Annotated in this window: 15 protein-coding genes and 1 pseudogene; 6 read left to right on the forward strand and 10 right to left on the reverse strand. The window is 47.4% G+C overall.

Annotated elements, in window-relative coordinates:
• Positions 1-766 (reverse strand): annotated as a pseudogene (locus ACR6Z4_RS28640) (hypothetical protein); the annotation flags it as partial.
• Between the two features lie 1,103 nt (positions 767-1,869).
• Positions 1,870-2,079, reverse strand: a complete 210-nt coding sequence (locus ACR6Z4_RS28645; protein ID WP_479720763.1) for a hypothetical protein — start codon at positions 2,077-2,079, stop codon at positions 1,870-1,872.
• Between the two features lie 858 nt (positions 2,080-2,937).
• Here ACR6Z4_RS28645 and ACR6Z4_RS28650 point away from each other — a divergent pair.
• From ACR6Z4_RS28650 to ACR6Z4_RS28660, 3 genes are all read left to right on the forward strand, one after another.
• Positions 2,938-3,882, forward strand: coding sequence for an EamA family transporter (locus ACR6Z4_RS28650; RefSeq protein ID WP_479720764.1), 945 nt, complete (start codon positions 2,938-2,940; stop codon positions 3,880-3,882).
• A gap of 283 nt (positions 3,883-4,165) precedes the next feature.
• Entirely contained in the window at positions 4,166-4,963 is a 798-nt protein-coding gene (locus tag ACR6Z4_RS28655; protein ID WP_479720765.1) for an LmeA family phospholipid-binding protein, read from the forward strand.
• A gap of 84 nt (positions 4,964-5,047) precedes the next feature.
• The gene (locus tag ACR6Z4_RS28660; protein WP_479720766.1) at positions 5,048-5,701 is read left to right on the forward strand and encodes a GerMN domain-containing protein; all 654 of its coding nucleotides are present in this window, start codon (positions 5,048-5,050) and stop codon (positions 5,699-5,701) included.
• Positions 5,702-5,836: 135 nt separating this feature from the next.
• On the opposite strand, the gene ACR6Z4_RS28665 is transcribed toward ACR6Z4_RS28660, so the two are convergent.
• The 4 genes from ACR6Z4_RS28665 to ACR6Z4_RS28680 all read right to left on the reverse strand — a co-directional run bounded on the left by ACR6Z4_RS28665 (position 5,837) and on the right by ACR6Z4_RS28680 (position 8,594).
• Positions 5,837-6,190 carry an ArsR/SmtB family transcription factor gene (locus ACR6Z4_RS28665; protein WP_479720767.1) on the reverse strand — a complete coding sequence of 118 codons (354 nt, stop codon included), beginning with the start codon at positions 6,188-6,190 and terminating at the stop codon, positions 5,837-5,839.
• A 333-nt stretch (positions 6,191-6,523) separates the two neighbouring features.
• Entirely contained in the window at positions 6,524-7,339 is an 816-nt protein-coding gene (locus ACR6Z4_RS28670) for an ABC transporter permease (RefSeq protein WP_479720768.1), read from the reverse strand.
• Complete coding sequence (locus ACR6Z4_RS28675; protein ID WP_479720769.1) at positions 7,336-8,319, reverse strand: ABC transporter ATP-binding protein; 984 nt, start codon at positions 8,317-8,319, stop codon at positions 7,336-7,338. The genes ACR6Z4_RS28670 and ACR6Z4_RS28675 overlap by 4 nt, the downstream gene beginning before the upstream one ends.
• A gap of 35 nt (positions 8,320-8,354) precedes the next feature.
• Positions 8,355-8,594, reverse strand: a complete 240-nt coding sequence (locus tag ACR6Z4_RS28680; protein WP_479720770.1) for a TIGR02450 family Trp-rich protein — start codon at positions 8,592-8,594, stop codon at positions 8,355-8,357.
• Between the two features lie 1,337 nt (positions 8,595-9,931).
• On the opposite strand from ACR6Z4_RS28680, the gene rpoD reads away from it, so the two are divergent.
• From rpoD to ACR6Z4_RS28695, 3 genes are all read left to right on the forward strand, one after another.
• Positions 9,932-11,056, forward strand: a complete 1,125-nt coding sequence (gene rpoD, locus ACR6Z4_RS28685; protein ID WP_479720771.1) for an RNA polymerase sigma factor RpoD — start codon at positions 9,932-9,934, stop codon at positions 11,054-11,056.
• A 664-nt stretch (positions 11,057-11,720) separates the two neighbouring features.
• Complete coding sequence (locus tag ACR6Z4_RS28690; protein WP_479720772.1) at positions 11,721-11,966, forward strand: hypothetical protein; 246 nt, start codon at positions 11,721-11,723, stop codon at positions 11,964-11,966.
• Positions 11,947-13,287: a CHAT domain-containing protein gene (locus ACR6Z4_RS28695; protein WP_479720773.1), complete on the forward strand. Its 1,341-nt coding sequence runs from the start codon at positions 11,947-11,949 to the stop codon at positions 13,285-13,287. The genes ACR6Z4_RS28690 and ACR6Z4_RS28695 overlap by 20 nt, the downstream gene beginning before the upstream one ends.
• A 76-nt stretch (positions 13,288-13,363) precedes the next feature.
• Here ACR6Z4_RS28695 and ACR6Z4_RS28700 read toward each other — a convergent pair whose 3' ends face one another.
• From ACR6Z4_RS28700 to hpsO, 4 genes are all read right to left on the reverse strand, one after another.
• Complete coding sequence (locus tag ACR6Z4_RS28700) at positions 13,364-14,029, reverse strand: sulfotransferase family 2 domain-containing protein (RefSeq protein ID WP_479720774.1); 666 nt, start codon at positions 14,027-14,029, stop codon at positions 13,364-13,366.
• A 47-nt stretch (positions 14,030-14,076) separates the two neighbouring features.
• Entirely contained in the window at positions 14,077-15,288 is a 1,212-nt protein-coding gene (gene hpsP, locus ACR6Z4_RS28705) for a hormogonium polysaccharide biosynthesis glycosyltransferase HpsP (RefSeq protein ID WP_479720775.1), read from the reverse strand.
• A gap of 70 nt (positions 15,289-15,358) precedes the next feature.
• Complete coding sequence (locus ACR6Z4_RS28710; protein WP_479720776.1) at positions 15,359-16,276, reverse strand: glycosyltransferase; 918 nt, start codon at positions 16,274-16,276, stop codon at positions 15,359-15,361.
• The gene (hpsO, locus tag ACR6Z4_RS28715; protein WP_479720777.1) at positions 16,273-17,448 is read right to left on the reverse strand and encodes a hormogonium polysaccharide biosynthesis glycosyltransferase HpsO; all 1,176 of its coding nucleotides are present in this window, start codon (positions 17,446-17,448) and stop codon (positions 16,273-16,275) included. Before hpsO ends, ACR6Z4_RS28710 begins: the two co-directional genes overlap by 4 nt.
• Positions 17,449-17,545 lie beyond the last annotated feature (97 nt).

Consider the following 17,545-nt stretch of genomic DNA (forward strand, 5'->3'; position numbering starts at 1 on the left):
TTGGGGTTGGGGTTGGAGTCGGCGTCGGGGTTGGGGTCGGCGTCGGTGTAGGCGTCGGGGTTGGGGTCGGTGTAGGCGTCGGCGTTGGAGTCGGTGTAGGCGTCGGCGTTGGAGTCGGCGTCGGCGATATGCCGCGAACGAATGTTGCCCCAGTTAAAGCGATCGTGTACCCAAATAAACCTTCCGCAGGTGAAGTGCTGCGCGCCTTCCAGCCTGCTAACGGCGAAGTGGTTAACGCGGCATTGAGACTCCGACGAGGGGTATTAGGGAAGATGAAGCTACCCGTCGAGCTAACCGGATCAAAGTCATACCCTGAAATAGCGATGTAGTAAAGCCCTGGAGTAACTTGCCCCGCAGGGATGTACATTGCCGATCGCTTCGACGTCGAATCGTTATAAGGGACATCGTCATTGGTAAAGAGACCCACGGCGATCGCATTACCCTTGGCATCTACTTCCTTTTTGAATAGAAATAATTGTGTATCTAGATATTCTGTATCAAGCCTGGTCGAAGCCCAAAAAGCTTCGCCAGTCAAATAAATTTCAAACATATCCGCCCCAGTTTGCAGGGACCCTACAATACTGGTGATTGGAGTGCCGCTGGGTTTGGTATCAACAACCATCGAATTGCCAACTAAGCTCCCTGCATCTCCTTTCTCAGCTTCATAAAAAGTGGCAGCACTTGCCGTTGGGGTAGTAGCAAGAACCATACACGCGGCACCCAGTGTAGTGGTGATAATCGTTCCTAGTTTGCTTAGTGTATTCATGGTTACAACATCGTAAAGTGTACGAACGACAATGCCCTTGCAGATCGTGCGAAGCCATGAAGCAGCCTGCGCTTAAAGATCCGGGACTTTAATCGTTTGGGTCAAAATACTTAAAACCCCAACTCTTTGGTTAAGGTGAGATGAGGGGCGAGAGAAGGGTACTGTGCACCTTCCGTAAATCACCCGACGAGAGGAATTAGCGTGAAGCCTGACCAAATTAATTGCGGAGTTGTCTAGTTCTTAGCTTGCTTTTAGTGCAGTGAGTTCGGACAAGATAAAGAGGGGTCAACTCTTTTGAGTAGTCTTTATCCATCCGAATTCAGTTAATTCAGCAGCCCCGATGATGCGTGTGTCAAACCCCTGATGAAAAGACTCGATCCTGCGATGGTGAGGTAGCTTGTCTTGGATTTGGCGTTTAACAAAAGGAATGTAGTAGAGAACCTTGATGAGTCAGTAGCAATTTGTCAGAACATTCCTTAAAACCCAAGAGAACAGCCAGAAGAGGTACCTGTATTTTCTCTATCCGGCGTCCATCAACAGAATCTAGAACTTGCGTAAATTCCTCAGTGCTTCCTATTTACATATTATGGTTTTTACGGTCTTAATGCATCAAGCTTACTAATAGCCAAGTAAAATTACTGTGAAGAGATTACATAGAATCTTATCTTCGCAAAAAATAAAAAGTCTGGAGCATCGTCCTTTTTCAGTTCAACAGACTGTGAAAATACAGGGCGCAGGCTGATTGTGAAGTGATTTTTTTTACTAAAAAGCCTTAAGCGCTGTGCGGGTTGGTTCTCTGCGCCCCACAACACCGTTGCTGCACCTAACAACCTGACACACGGCTACAGCAGTATGTCCCTATGGGGTTGAGCTATCATTCATCTAAAAGCTGGTGGTTTCCCATAGAAAACCACCAGCTTCCAAAATTTCTTTAGTTGTGTAGCCGATCCAACGTTCAGGATTGAAGTTTTGCTTCAGGCAAAACTTAGCGTTCAAATGGATTCGGCTTTAATTGATGATGAATAAATTTGGTGTAGAGCAATTTGGGGCGAAGTGACGTTGGGGTGAAGCGCAAGCAACTATTTAAGGGCATATCGAGTGGCTTAGCGTTCTTCTGCGATGTCGCGAATCAGAGTGACATGGGAGTAAATGTAGGCACTAATAATAGTTGCCTCTGAGTGATCGAGCGATCGCTCGGTTTTGAACTGACGTATCAGCCATTGCACTAGGCTGGCATCATCCAGATTCAAGAGAATGTTGGCTTGCGTTCTCTCCACTAAGGACCAGAGCTGACGCAGCATTAATGGAGTCATAATGCCTCTGCTTAAGGATATCTTTATACTCTTAAACCATAAACCAGTTTTTAGGCGACGAGGGGCAGGAAAACACAAGATGAAATAGAGTGACAGAACCGTTAACAAAGCGATCGATTACTTGATTAATGCCTTTCGAGATGTTGAGCAAATGCGGCAAAACTGAGAAATCAGGGCGATAAAACAGCAGCGATCGCCTTGACCAAATTAGCTCAACGCCCTCACAGATAAGGCTTATATCTAAAGCTGAACTGCATAGATTCTAATTTTCATAAATTGAGTTTGTATCTGAACCGATCAGGGAAAAGCCGTCTCGACTCAGCCAGAACTTGCGTAAACTCTTGAATTCTGTCTCACATTCATAAAGATATGTATTTAAACGTAAAGTTTTGCCTGATGGCAGTCAACACCTGAGTACACCCATCCTTAAACAAAAACTACAGATGCAAGTTAATAAAGCCTACTCCTACCTAACTGCCTGAGTTTGGATCTGTAGGGCAATGTTGCACTAAGGAATGGGAATTAAATAACTCCGATGATTTGTTGTAGGGGCGAACGGCCGGTCGCCCCTACAAACGATCCAATATTCGATCTTATTTGATCCACGATCCTAAGCAATGTCAGACTTTCGCCCAACGGATGTTCGTATTAAGATGCTCAGGGTGACGGGGTAAAAACGAGGTTGGTTAAACGACTGGTTTAGAAACCTGTGTAGCCAACGCTGAGCACATGACCCCTCGCCAAAGTACGGTATTGCTAGGTTCAGGTGTAGATGGGCTGGGAAACCTGCGGTTTCCCAGCCCATCTACACCATAATTCGGCATTGCCCAATGTCCTATATAAAGACTCGGCAGTTCAATGCAATCTCTCGCCTCCGACCCAACCGGATCTCAATCAATTTTTCCGTCAAATCTAGCGTCCCTGGAGACATCGCTCGCTCGTGGCGTAAAACAGTTACAACGGTTGGGCGGAGCTATTCCGCCCAGCAGCCTCATCTTACTGTCGAGTTTTGCGATTCAGATTGGCACGGTTGTTGCTAAATCGTTGTTTGATTCTCTCGGTTCGGTGGGTGCAGCGTTTGTTTGTAAAGCGTTTGCCGCTATCTTATTGCTTTGTCTGTGGCGGCCTCGTCTGCGCCATCACAGCTATAGCGACTATGCCTTGATTGGGCTATTAGGGCTTACCATCGCCGGCATGAGCCTTACGATTTATGGAGCCATCGAACGGATTCCGCTGGGAATCGCCTCAACCCTTGAGTTTGTGGGTCCTCTGATGGTAGCCGTGATTGGTTCTAGACGCCTTTTAGACCTGGTTTGGGTGACGTTAGCGGCGACAGGTGTCTTGTTGCTGGCACCCCTCAGTGGTTCATCGTTAGACTGGGTTGGAGTAGTGCTGGCTTTGTTGTCAGCTGGTTTTTGGGCGACTTATATTCTAGTTTCGGGACCGGCAGGGCGAGCCTTTCCGGGGGGTGCAGGGTTGGCATTAGCCATGGTGGTTGCGGCATTGCTGTTATTGCCTGCGGGAATTGCCCAGGGCGGAGTGGCATTGCTCAATCCCGTGGTTTTTGGGGTTGGCTTCGGGGCTGCTTTTTTAGGGACGGTTGTGCCCTATTCACTGGAATATGCCGCCCTCAAAAAAATGCCCCCCCGCATGTTTGGAGTGTTGATCAGTATTGAACCTGCGATCGCCGCTCTGGTTGGTTTTATCTTTCTCAAAGAACAGTTAGAATGGCGTACCTTATTGGCAATTGTGTTGGTGACGAGTGCAGCAATTGGTGTCACCCTGTTTGGCAAACGCGATTGAGTAAGATAGAGCCATCTCCAAGAATCTGTGCAATGACCTGCCTAGAGGGTAGGTCATTGCATACGCGATCTGGTTCACCCATCGGATAGGACTGCTATATAGCGATCCTAAATCCGGCGTGAAAGCGCCCGCCCTTCGGGCGGGCGCTTTCACGCCGGATCATTTTCACAGATCAAATAGGATTGCTATATAGCAATCTCAAATCGGTTGTGAGAGGCGCACCCCTTCGGGGTGCGCCTCTCACAAGCCGCTTATCTGACCAATCATTTTAGGACTGCTATCGATGGAATTTCTCACCATCCTGTTATCTAGCTTGATCGGTATTCTGTCGCCTGCGGGGTTTGCTATCGATACCGTTGCCGAGCATACCATTCGCGATCAGCTCACCTCTGTCGAAGAATTAGCCGTCCGGGTAGACAATACTCCCAGCTATCAACTGTTACAAGGACGGGTTGATCAAGTCCGACTTGCCGGACGCGGGTTGTTTCCTCTGGCAGGCGTGCGGATCGACACTTTAGAACTGGAAACAGATGCGATCGCCCTCAATCCGGCTCGTCTCAGGCAGGGTCAACCCGAACTGGAGCAACCTTTTAATGCTGCCGTCAAAATAGTGCTCACCCAGGCCGATATCACCCAGGCGTTAGCAGCTCCTGAGGTAATCGAGCAACTGAGAAATTTAGGATTTAATTTGGCATCGTCTGCCCAAGCCGGACAGGCAGAGCGATATGACTTTGTTGATCCACAGCTGGAATTGCTGGATAACAATCGGCTACGGTTTCAAGTTTCCTTACGAGAGCGGGAAACCTCCGAGCAAATTCGCATTTTTGTAGAATCAGGGTTTGATGTAGTCGCCGGACACCAAATTCAATTAGTCGATCTGGCTGTTAAGGTGAACGACCAACCTTTTCCGGCTGAATTCGTTCAAGGATTGTCCACCGGCATCAGTAGACGCTTAGATTTGCGCAACCTGGATGATCAAGGTTTAACGGTGCGGCTTTTAGAATTGAAAGTAGAGCAGGGGCAATTGGCGATCGCAGCCTTTGTTCATGTCGATCCCAGTTTTATTGCATCCGGAAACTAGGGTGCCTCACATGTAGCTATATCCTTCCGCCCTGCGGCTCCCAACTTCTATCCCTAGATCCCTGTTGTATCCAGGAGTCTTCCTATGCAAGACCAAAACTTTCAAGACCCGACCCAACCCATCAAACCCGAACATCGTCGCATTTCTCTCGGCATTCTCGTTGGCATCTCGGTCGTCCTCATTACCGGAAGTGCAACAGCTTGGTGGACGTGGAACTCTTACAAAACCACCCATACAGCCATTTCCCCTACCGTTACCAATCCTACAACTACCCCCGCAACGACCCCTCAGCCCAGCACCATACCCACCGAGCAAACGGTGCAGCTTTACTGGCTGAAAGATACCGGCACCCGTTTGGAATTGGTACCCAGCTCAACCCCATTAAACGTGGGCAATGAACCCGACGACGTTCTCAACGCCGCATTGGGTGAATTACTCAAGGGCACAGACACTGCCGAGAATTCTTCAACAATTCCTGAGAATACCAAACTCCTCAGCCTCAGCATTCAAGCCGATGGCATTCATGTAAATTTGTCGAAAGAATTTACCGCTGGCGGCGGTAGTGCTTCTATGGTGGGACGTTTGGCACAAGTGCTGTATACAGCAACGAGCTTAAACCCCGATGCCAAAGTGTGGTTTTCCGTAGAAGGTCAACCCCTGGAAGTATTGGGCGGTGAAGGCATTATGATTCCTCAGCCTATGACTCGCACCGATTTTGAACAAAACTTTGAGCTATAGCAACGCACAAAGATATTACTGAATGACAGGATGAATGCGAACGTGAAGCCAACGGTTTCACATTCACATTCATCCCCAAAATCAGCATCATTTCTCCTACGTACCCCATCCATGACAGAGGTACGCCACAAAAAACTATTCCTTACTGGTCAGGGTAAAGGCACGAAAATGCTTGGCTTGCTCTTCGATCCGACTGGCAAGGCGATCGCAGACTAGATTGCATAGCTCAAAAATCAACTCATCTGTCACGCGATAGTAAGCTGAAGTTCCTTCACTCCGACGGGAGAGAATTCCAGCTTGAAGCATTACTTTGAGATGCTTCGACACGTTCGCCTGACTGGTTGCCGTAGCTTCTACCAAGTCTTGAACACACTTTTCCCCATCACGGAGCGCATTCAAAATGCGTAACCGCATAGGTTCACTCAGTACACCGAAGTATTCAGCAACCTGCTGCACAACTTCCGACGGCACAGATTCGGCTGATTTCATTCCAATCTCTAGCTCTGAACGAATTGATCCCCAATCTTAACAGCCTATTACTCTATTGCGATAGAGTAATATCGATGAGATATTAAGAAAGTCTAACGTTTTAAGTATGGGCTTTGCAATATTTTCTCGCAAAGTTATCCCGATTGAAACAGAACTCAAGACAAATAGCAGTTTTAAATGAGTTGTGAGATAGGCGGATGGTGAGAGGCGCACCCTGAAGGGGTGCGCCTCTCACCATCCGTATGGGCTTGATATAGCGCAGTAGCTAACCCATGCCACCCATCAATCCACGGTTCTGAGAAGCGATCGCCTCTATCCTAGATTCCTCTCCCGTTACGCTCCCATACCGGAATAATGCTTTAAGCCCTTGCGCCATAGCCAACGATTGAGACCAAAGAAAAGAACAATCCAGCCCAGCATAATGAGAAAACCTCTCAGTAAATCTACGGGCAAGCCAACTAAAATGCTGGCAGAAAAATGGATCATATAAGGAAACGGAGTCCACATCACCACGTCACGCACAAGGGGTGGAAAAATCTCCAGTGGAGCAATTAACCCGGAAAGAAATAGATAGAGCAAAAACCAAAATTGCTCGATCGCACTGGCTCGTTCTATCCAAAAGGCAAACATCGCAAAAGTGTATTGCATCACAAACCGCAGCGTAAACGCCAGACTCACCCCCACAACAAACAGTAACAGACTGGGCAAACTGGGTAGCCAAACCGCCTCAGGATAGAGCAGACAAAATAACCCAATCAAAACAAAAGCGAAAGGCAGACGGGCAAACCGTTCGGCAAAATGAGAAGCAAAGTGGTGCCAACCAGGGTCCAGGGGTTGGAGCAATCGAAACGACAGCTTCCCTTGCAAAACCTCGCGTTCAAATTCCCAGATCACCCAAACGACGGTAAATTGGCGTACCAAAAACACTGCCAAAAAATAGCGGGTAAATTCCAACGGCGTCAGCCCGAATTGTCCGGTTTGTGCCGCTTTGCCCCAAACACCAATGAGAATGAACGGAAGAATGCCAGAAAGCACCCAAAACAAAAGCTCTGCCCGGTATTCCAGCATATAAGCGTAGTAAACCGCAACCAACGTTTTTGTGGTACGCCAGCTATGCCATAGGGTGTGCCACACCGTTTTTAGGTTCATGATACAGTCCCTGCTTTAAAGACTTGACCGATAACGTCTTCAATCGGCGGTTCGGTAACGGTCATATCCAGCACATCCAGATGGGTCAAGATTTTGCTGAGGGTCTGGGTCAACAGTTCTTGAGGCACGATAAAATGCACCACCCGTCCATCAATGGAGACAACTTCGCCATATCCATGTAGTTCTGTCAGCGATCGCTCTTTTGCCAGTTCGACCGTAACTTCTCGACAGGGTGCAAACCGATCCAGCAACCCTTCTAAACTGCCGTCGTAGATTAAACGCCCTTTATGGATCATCAGAACCCGCTGACACAGGGCTGTAATATCTGCCATATAGTGGCTGGTGAGCAACACAGTCGCTTGATAACGCTGGTTATATTGCCGTAAGAACTCACGCACACCCACCTGAGCATTGACATCCAATCCCAATGTCGGCTCATCCAGAAACAAAACCTGAGGCCGGTGGATCAACGCTGCCAATAATTCTGCCTTCATGCGCTCACCCAGAGAAAGCTTGCGGACAGGCTGATTGAGCTTGTCTCCCAGCGCCAGCATGTCTACCAGCTCTCCTAAACGATGGCGAAACTCCGCGTCCGCAATGCCATAAACAGCGGCGTTAATCCTGAGCGAGTCTAAGGTGGGCAAATCCCAGATCAGTTGTTGCTTTTGCCCCATCACCAGGGTAATTTTTTGCAGAAAATCGGCATGGCGATTAAATGGAATGTGCCCTGCTACGCTGACCTGACCACTGGAAGGATGAATCAACCCGGTCAGCATCTTTAAAGTAGTGGTTTTCCCGGCTCCGTTGGGTCCCAGAAAACCAACAATTTCACCCGCTTCTATCTCAAACGACACGTCTTGAACCGCTGCCACTCGGCGATAGGCGCGGCGAAAAAAATGGCTTAACGTCCCTCTCAATCCAGGTTCTTTAATCGCAACCGGATACACTTTGGTCAGATTTTCGACAGTGATGATAGACATGAGGTAGATGTAGAGCGATCGCCAATAGTTTCAGCTTAACGGCTCTCTTGTTCTTGTAACGACTGCCAACCGGCTTTCCATAGGGTTCGATCCTTTAGAAGTTGGGCATTGAGCCACAGTCTGACTGCCGGATCGCAAGCCGCAACCATCTCTGCAAACACCCACTGACCCTGATTTTTACGATTCACCACCTGAAAGTGTCGCCAACCCAACATGGTTTGTTGAGCAGTCCACTTAGATCCCACAAGATACGGAAATTTCTGTTTTTTCGGCATATCATTTCGCGCCTCACGTTGCGCCCCATCGTCTTGTCCAACGGCTGCCGCACCTGGCAGCAGCCTATAGCGCGTCGCGCCCAGCTAGAACTGGATTATGTTTCAAAAGCCATTCTCCGCATGGCTTTTGAAACATAATCTAGTATTACAAACACTAAATTTTGCAACAGGGGGGGTTTGGGGGCTGCGCCCCCAAGAGGGGGTTTCACCCCCTCCACCCCCTCTAAAACTTTGAAGTTGGTGTACTAGACTCCACTCGCTTGAAAATTGCTATACCATCTATCGCAATCCTCTATTCTTTGTTGTGGCATATGTTGTGACATAAAGCCTATCCAAAAGATCAACTGCCAGATATTTTTTAGCCGCATAGTCACTAAAAAATATCTCCCGATAGCAGCCACAAGGTTGCTTAGGACAGGGATCCGGGCTATGCCCGGATCCCTGTCCTACTTTAAATAGGGTCTACTGAGACTCGCAGAGGAAGGAACCTGGCGTCGTTGTTTAGAGGGCGATCGCCCTCTAAACAACAATCAGGGTTGGTTAAATCCACGCTCCTGAGGAAGCTTGAATTCATCGAAATGGCTGATATTTATTCAGCTATTTGTCCAACATTCCTGAACATGGATTATCGTTAACTTAGAGCAATCTAGCTTAGCAAAACTTCGCTGCCAGAATGCAAAATCTGTTGTTCCAAGACAGTGCCTAAAAAACCTGTTATATAGGATTGGGACGCTTGCAAGTTTGCAGTTGAGTTTGTAACACTAAAGCTAATGATTGTTTCGTCATTCAATCGATCTATCCGTCTCTAGTTTTGACGCTGAGCCAAGATAGTCACTTTCCATAGTATGCAGTTTAGGACTGACGAATGACGATGGGTCGTTCTCTAAACACAAGCGTTCCACATCTGTCCCTCGCCATTCCAAACATTACTTGTGATCAAATGTAGTTCGTTTGATCTGGTAGATAACACTCGTATTACCCGGTGCATCTATGCTGTTTCGCCTCGATTTTACAGGTCGCAATTGGTTTTTTAATGATCAGGCTCCGAAGATAAAGTGCAATTTCTGTAAGAGAAGCTACAATCGGAGAGTCCTTGACAAAGTTTCTGAAATGGAATCTATGCTACGGTGCCTCTACACAGGAGAGTTAGGTCTGGGGAATCAGGTGTTCATCGATTCGGGCATAGCGCAAATCATTTAGATATTTGCAGTTTGACCAATTTATTATCGGTTGACCAGGATAGAGGAAGATTGTGTTATCCTCTAGGTTTTCATACCAGTATTTGATCTCTATTTGATTTGATTGACCTTTCACCTAAGGAGCATGAGGAGCGCGGCATGACCCAGGCTAACGACGTACTTGAAACCCTTGAACCCTCGGAAGGCGATTTTGAACTCTTAATTGATGAAGAGGACGATCAAGAGGATGACCTGTTTGATGCACAGGCTGAAGAAGAAGATGGGAAGTTAACCAAAGGTAAGTCCACTCGCCGTCGATCCCAGGCTAAGAAAAAGCATTATACTGAGGATTCTATTCGGCTCTATTTGCAAGAAATTGGGCGGATTCGCCTGCTTCGTGCAGATGAAGAAATCGAGTTGGCTCGTAAGATTGCAGATTTGTTGGAGTTGGAACGGATCCGCGAGCAACTGATGAAGCAGCTCGATCGCGAACCGCAGGACGCTGAATGGGCAAGTGCAGTAGAAATGCCTCTGCCTGCTTTCCGTCGTCGCCTCTATATCGGTCGGCGGGCAAAGGATAAGATGGTTCAATCGAACCTGCGATTGGTAGTTTCTATTGCGAAGAAATACATGAATCGCGGTCTGTCATTCCAGGATCTGATTCAGGAAGGCAGTTTAGGTTTGATCCGGGCGGCAGAAAAGTTTGACCATGAAAAAGGGTACAAATTTTCTACCTATGCAACCTGGTGGATTCGTCAGGCAATTACTAGAGCGATCGCTGATCAGTCTAGAACCATTCGCCTCCCGGTTCACCTCTACGAAACCATCTCTCGCATCAAGAAAACAACCAAGCTTCTCTCCCAAGAAATGGGGCGCAAACCCACCGAAGAAGAGATTGCAACCCGCATGGAGATGACCATTGAGAAACTCCGCTTTATTGCGAAGTCGGCTCAGCTTCCAATCTCTCTGGAAACTCCAATTGGTAAAGAAGAAGATTCTCGCTTAGGAGACTTTATCGAGTCTGACGGCGAGACCCCTGAAGATCAGGTCGCAAAGAGCTTATTGCGCGAAGATCTTGAGAGTGTTCTTGGCACCCTCAGCCCCCGTGAGCGCGATGTTTTAAGATTGCGCTATGGTTTGGATGATGGGCGCATGAAAACGTTAGAAGAAATCGGTCAGATCTTCAACGTGACGCGTGAGCGCATCCGTCAGATTGAAGCAAAAGCTCTACGGAAGTTACGCCATCCCAACCGTAACAGTGTTCTCAAAGAATACATCCGCTAAACTCTTTCTAATAAACCTGAAAAGCCTGGTCACTTGGTGACCAGGCTTTTTTGTGGCATGGCTGCACCCGATCCAGAAACGGTGTTGTGGGGCGCGGAGCGCCCCACAACACCAGACGGAATCAACCCGCACAGCACTGTATAGCCGCACCTGGATACATTTCAGTTGCGGAGAGAGCCTCGCTCCGCGAAGCTCTCTCCATGATTTGCACTTCACGCCAGGAAGCCGCACCTCCCAGAGATACGGCTTCCACATAATGTATTTAACGGTAAGGTTTAATATGCCGTAAAGCGCACATTAAACGGAGTGTTCTGGAACGGTCAGGGGTCTGATAATTGCTTACCAGACCCAGAAATTTAATGAACTTGCTCAATCGAAACTGATGCTAATGCGAAAAAATGCACTAAAGAAACGAAATCAGTTATCAACTAAAGGTTTACTGGACTCACAACAACCATTCCCTTTTGGCTGAACCTTAGTCTCTTTAGGAGACTTTAGAGCTAAGGCAGAAATTTTAACTTTCTAAAGCTGAAGAGAACTGCGCTTTAAGAGAGAAAACTAACTTGCCTTCTGTAAGGTTGAATTCAGTTGCAAAGTTCAAGTGTTGCGTCTGGCTTTCAGCAGGAGGCACGGGCTTGAACCAGAGAGGATTGGGTTGAAATTTATGTTTTCTGTGCCTGCATTTAAAGTAGCATTGATGATTTGGTTAAGGGAGGGTGGTTTACCAAACTTTATTTTGATTGATGTGTCGAAATCCAGCTGCAATAAGCGTTTACATCGTCAGGCAGATTCCTGCTTAAGGCTCACCCTGATGGCTGATGGAGATTGCGACTGTGCTGAATTAGCTTGGGATAGAGCATTAGCAAACTCTGCCCATGGTGGGATAGGCAATGAAACTACGGCTGCATAAAGCGATACTTTGGGTTTTAGGGCTATTTCTGGCGATCGCCCTCCAGGGTCGAGTCTTGCCTGTTTATTCCATCACTCCATCGGGCGATCGCCCACCTGCTTCAGACAGCGTTAATGCGCGTGTTTCAGAAATCGAGCAAACCTGGCAAGCCCAATATGCCAACTACCTTGGCGCTCCGATATCCTCTGCACCTCTGACGGCTGAGCAAATTAGTCAGACGTTAAGCCGACTGACCACCGAAACCGGGCATCGGCTCGCTCTCATTTACGTTTTTCCGCAGGTAGATAAGCTGGAACTTGTGCTGGTGATTCCTGAACAACCCATTCTCCGGTTTGCCCTACCCAATGTGTCTTCGCAAAGGTTGCTGGATACCGTCAACACATTTCAGACAAACGTTGCCAGACCCATCGCAAGCAGAACGTTTTTAAGCCCTGCCCAACAGTTATATCAATGGCTAATTGCGCCTTTAGAGCTTCAATTGCAAGCCCATGAGATTGATACGCTCATCTTTTGTTTAGGATCAGGGCTGCGTTCGTTACCTCTGGCAGCCTTGTCTGATGGACGACAGTTTTTAGCCGAAAAATATAGCCTTGGCATCATTCCTGCCTTTTCATTAACCAATTCTGAGCATATCAATGTCCACAACACACAGGTGTTGGCAATGGGTGCGTCTGAATTTCAAGGATTGACCGATTTACCGGCTGTGCCCATTGAGCTTTCTGCCATCACGCAAAACCTGTGGCAAGGGCAAGTGTTTTTAAACCAAGACTTTACCTTAGACAATCTTCGCAAACAGCTCAATACCGAGACGTTTTCCATCGTGCATCTGGCAACCCACGCCAAATTTCAGCCCGGTGCGCCTGACCGTTCCTATATTCAACTGTGGCAAACTGACCAGCTAACGTTGGCAGATCTACGTCAGTTCAATTGGAGTGAGTTGCCCGTCGAACTGTTGGTACTCAGTGCTTGCCAAACAGCATTGGGCGATCGCGATGCTGAGTTAGGGTTTGCCGGGTTGTCGTTTAATGCCGGTGTCAAATCTTCGTTGGCAAGTCTTTGGTATATCAGCGATTTAGGCACCTTGGCGTTGATGCGAGAGTTTTATTGGCAACTGGCTCAACCAGAGGTTACGACCAAAGCAGAAGCGTTGCGGAGAGCCCAATTAGCGATGTTGCACGGACGCGTTCGCATTGAAAATCGGCAATTGTTAAGTTCAGGTGGCACGCTGACCTTACCCGAACAATTTCAGCAGTCTAGTGAACTAGACTTTTCAGCTCCTTACTATTGGGCAGCGTTTACGCTGGTCGGGAGTCCCTGGTAAGCAGTTTATAAAACCTGATTCGTGTTGAGAGGGCGACGGCAAAGCCGTCGCCCTCTCAACACAAATTAGTAAGACGCTAAAATCGATAGCCAAATTGTTGAATAGTCCATTCAAAGCGACTCTCGATAATTTTTCGAGAGTGTTGATCGTAGTAATCTCGGTAATCTGATCGGGCTGTTTTATTAGCGTGAGGAAGTTCTGCATCTGCCAACGCTAATGCTTGACAGATGTGCTCCCAATCGTCTGCCAAATTTTCAAACTTGCCGACAAAACTAACAATTACCGTTCCTGTCTCATCACAAATCCAGTCCTGCAACGTACCATATTGCTCGTTGATCATTTGACGACCATAGCGAGACTGAATAAATTCTGAGAAATTCATTTGCCGAATGGCTTCCACATCAGGACGCAGCTTTTCCCATTTATGCCCCTTTTGAAGCCACCAGTTGTAACTGGATACCATCAAATCCCAGGGATTTCTGACAATAGCAAACGTGAAATATTCGTTCCAAGCTTTATTGCCCAGCGCCAACCTGACCGCCCTGGCTTTAGCATGTTTAGACGGACGACTAATCTTGTTCAATTTGCAATGCAAATTGCTCCAAGAATACTTCTCAACAAATGGAAGCTCAACAAAGCCTTGAGCCGTCAAAGCGCTCGATATACTGGTTCCAGCCGTTTTAGGAATGTGAATGCTGAGGACTGGTTTGGAAGCCTTGTCAGTGTGTTTGAGGTATCTCACGGTTTCTGATTAGATTTCCTTGCGAACAGTTTTACAACTTTATACGTCTATGAATGAGCAAACTTTCGGTAGGCTTGAATAGCCTGCTGGGCGATCGCATCCCAACTATAGTGTTGAGCAGCATAGTCTTGAGCCAACTGACCCCGACGTAACCGCTCACTGGCATCTTTCAACGCCTCTCGTAATACATTGGTTAAAGCCTCTACTTGACAAGGCGTCACCCACCCTGACTCAGACTGTTGTACATCTTCCCAAATATGCACCTGATCAGAAATCACCACTGATAAACCTGCTGCCATGGCTTCTGCAACTGCAATACCAAAGTTTTCGTAATAGGACGGCAATACAAATAAATCTGCTTGTTGCAATAAAGCCGCCTTCACAACACCCGAAACAAAGCCGGTGATTGTTGTGCATTCTAGCAAAGAAGACTGTTGGATTAACGTATTCACTTTCTTCTCATACTCAGGATCTTGAGGATTTCCTCCTGCCAACACAAAATGAAAATCCAGGCCTTCCCGTCGCAGTCGTTCTAAGGCAGGCAATAGCAAATCCAAGCCCTTCTTTGGATCAATGCGAGACATAAACAAAATTAAGGGCGCAGGAGCCGTTCCACCTACCGACGTTGCCGTTGGAATACCCAATTGACTGAGGATGTGTTCTGGCTCAGAGACTAAAGCCGGAAGCTGAACCCCCAATGGCAGTATCCAATCATGGGTTACAACGCCAAACCGTTCGGAAATCTTTGCTTCTTGACGACTGGTGAAGTGAATAGCTGTAGCACCTTTGAGGTTCGCTTTTTCCCATAGTGCGGCGTAGAGTTGCTTGAACCAACGTTTTTTCTTTAAGTCAGCCGGATCTAACGTTCCCAAGGGGCGCAAAATGTACGGTATTTTTTTGGATCGGGCAACCACCGCCGCTGCCGTGCTCACCGGGGAAAACAACGCATGAATGTGGGCAATATCAAATTCATGGGCGTGGTTAGCCAGCCATTGCAACAGCTTCAGCGAAAATTTATACCGGCGAAACGGAGAACAGCGAAAGTAACGAACCTGATAACCATCTTGAAACACAGGGCGATCGAGCGGCACATCTAGAGGGGGTTGACCGATATCGCCATTCGCATCAGTCGTCAGTACCGTGACTTCGGCACCCTGTCGAGCCAACGCCGCCGAAAACCCCATGACCATTTGACTGGGACCACCATAGACCAGAGAAATGGAAGGGACAATGTGTACCACTCGTAGCGGTTGACTCATAATGATTTAGATACAGCTGAATGAATAAAAGACAGGATGAGTTGTGAGCGCTTGGCGATTAATCATTAATCTACTTATTTTTAATCCATTTCCATTTCAATAGCTTTAGAGTCGTTCTAGGAACACCGTAGAGCTTACTAAAAAATAAACTCCAAAAATAACCATATTGGGGAAATTGTTTCACTAATAAAACGTCGGACAAAACGTGAAATCGGGGAGGTTTTAGAGCCGGATCTTTATCGATATACCGAATTTGTTCGGGTTCTGGAACCAAATGTCCAATCACCGTACCAGATGAAAAAGAATCGGCTTGGACAAATAACCCCAACAGCCGATCGAAACCTGACATGGGAATCCAGGTAATCACACCCAACAACTTAGTGGCTTGCGACAGTACCGGCAATGCTTTTTGGACAACCGATGTTTTCCAGATAATGTTATTAAAATTTTCAAAATGTAGACCTTGTTTCTTAAAAGGCACTACCAAATAACTCAATTGAAAGCGATCGCTTAATGGTGCGATCGGAACTTCTAAAAGCCCTTTGAATTGACCGTTTTCATAACGTTTACAAACATCTAATTGAGTCAGATCTGGAATAGGTTGCCAGTCACTCTTAATCCGATCGTCTTCAGTGCGATCGATAACCGCTTTATTTAACCTCAAAATTGAGCTATCGGGAAATCGGGTGAAATAATCGGTCGTCAGTTGAACAACTTCAGGATGAACATAATCATCATCATCTAACGCCAAAACATACGTACCTGTGGCATTGAGCAAGCCGACAAAGCGTTGCATCATTTCGCCTTTATAGGGGCTGACAATGGTTTTGACTCTAGGATCAGAGATCACTTTGGTGGCAAACCCTGCGGGATAAACCAGGATAAACTCAACCTGACCTTGCACATTCAACAGTTGCTCAAGCCAGTACGCAGAAAACGTTCCTAACGTTGGCGTCACGATCGATAGCGTCGGAGTCTGATTCATCATGGGTTGCCAATAATTTCCTGGTAAAACTCAAGTTGCTGTCGAGCCAGAGCATGGTTGGTATAGCAGTTCATGGCTCTGGTATAGGCATGCTTTGCCAGATCGGTTGCCCGTTGAGGCTGGGTCATCAGTTGCGCTAAACAGTCTCTTAAGGCAGCAGCATTGCCTTCGGGAAAGACCAATCCGGCATCGCCAATGACATTGGGAATTTCGCCCGAATCAGACCCAATCACAGGCACCTGACATGCCATTGCCTCAATCAACACATGCCCAAATTGTTCTTTCCAACCGACTGAAGTGAGGGTTTTAAATTGGTTTGTTGTTTCAGATGGCAGCACGAGGGTGTTCATTAGATTAATGTAGCGAGGAACATCATCGTGGGGGACACTTTCAATCCAGATCAAGCGATCGCCCATACCAGCGGCGTCTGCTTTCGCTTTCAGCGTTTCTTGTAATGGACCTCGCCCCAACAGCAACCACTTCCAGGGCAACTCCGTGAGTCCGGCTAAAGCATCGCATAGGGTCAGCAATCCTTTCTCTTCGACAAACCGTCCGACAAATCCAACCACAAACTCGTCGGGTTGAATTCCCCATTGAGCGGCCAGGTCTGGCTGTGCCTGGGGACGAAACAACTGTTCATCCACACCCAGTTGAGGCATAACTTTAATCGCCCCTGTGTACTGGCGCTGACGCAAAATATCTGCACCATCCTGGTTGCCAACTATGGCACCATGCGTCTGTGAGAGGTTATACGTTTCCAGGGCGGATATGGGGAACTTCAGGTCGTAGGGTAAATTCCACCAGGTAAAAAATAAATTTTTTGCCTTTAATCCTAATAGCCGATTGAGTGTAATAAATTCTGCATAGGCGATCGCTTTAGACCCTTGTTCAACCTGGATAATATCGGGTCGAAATTGGTTTAATACACCAATCAGATCGGCACCAAAACACAGCAATCCCTGATTATTTTCGCTGAAGTTAGAAACAGGTACGACTCGAAACGACCCCTCTTCACGGAACCGGGTTTCTATTAATTTGTTTTGTACACCTCCGGGTCGCCAGCGCTTGGGGACAACCACTGTCACCTCAATACCGGGTTCTAAAGTAGCCAAGGCTCGGAGCTTTTCGCAGTTCAAGTCCACGATATACGTGTGGCTTGCGACCAAGATTTTCATAGACCAGGGATTAGGGGGTTAGGGGTTAAGTTGAGGGAAGGGTGAAGGAGATGGTGGGTAAGGGATAAAGAGTGTGAGGGATGAAGGGTGGAGGAGA

The organism is Calyptranema fuscum S582 (genome assembly GCF_055793305.1).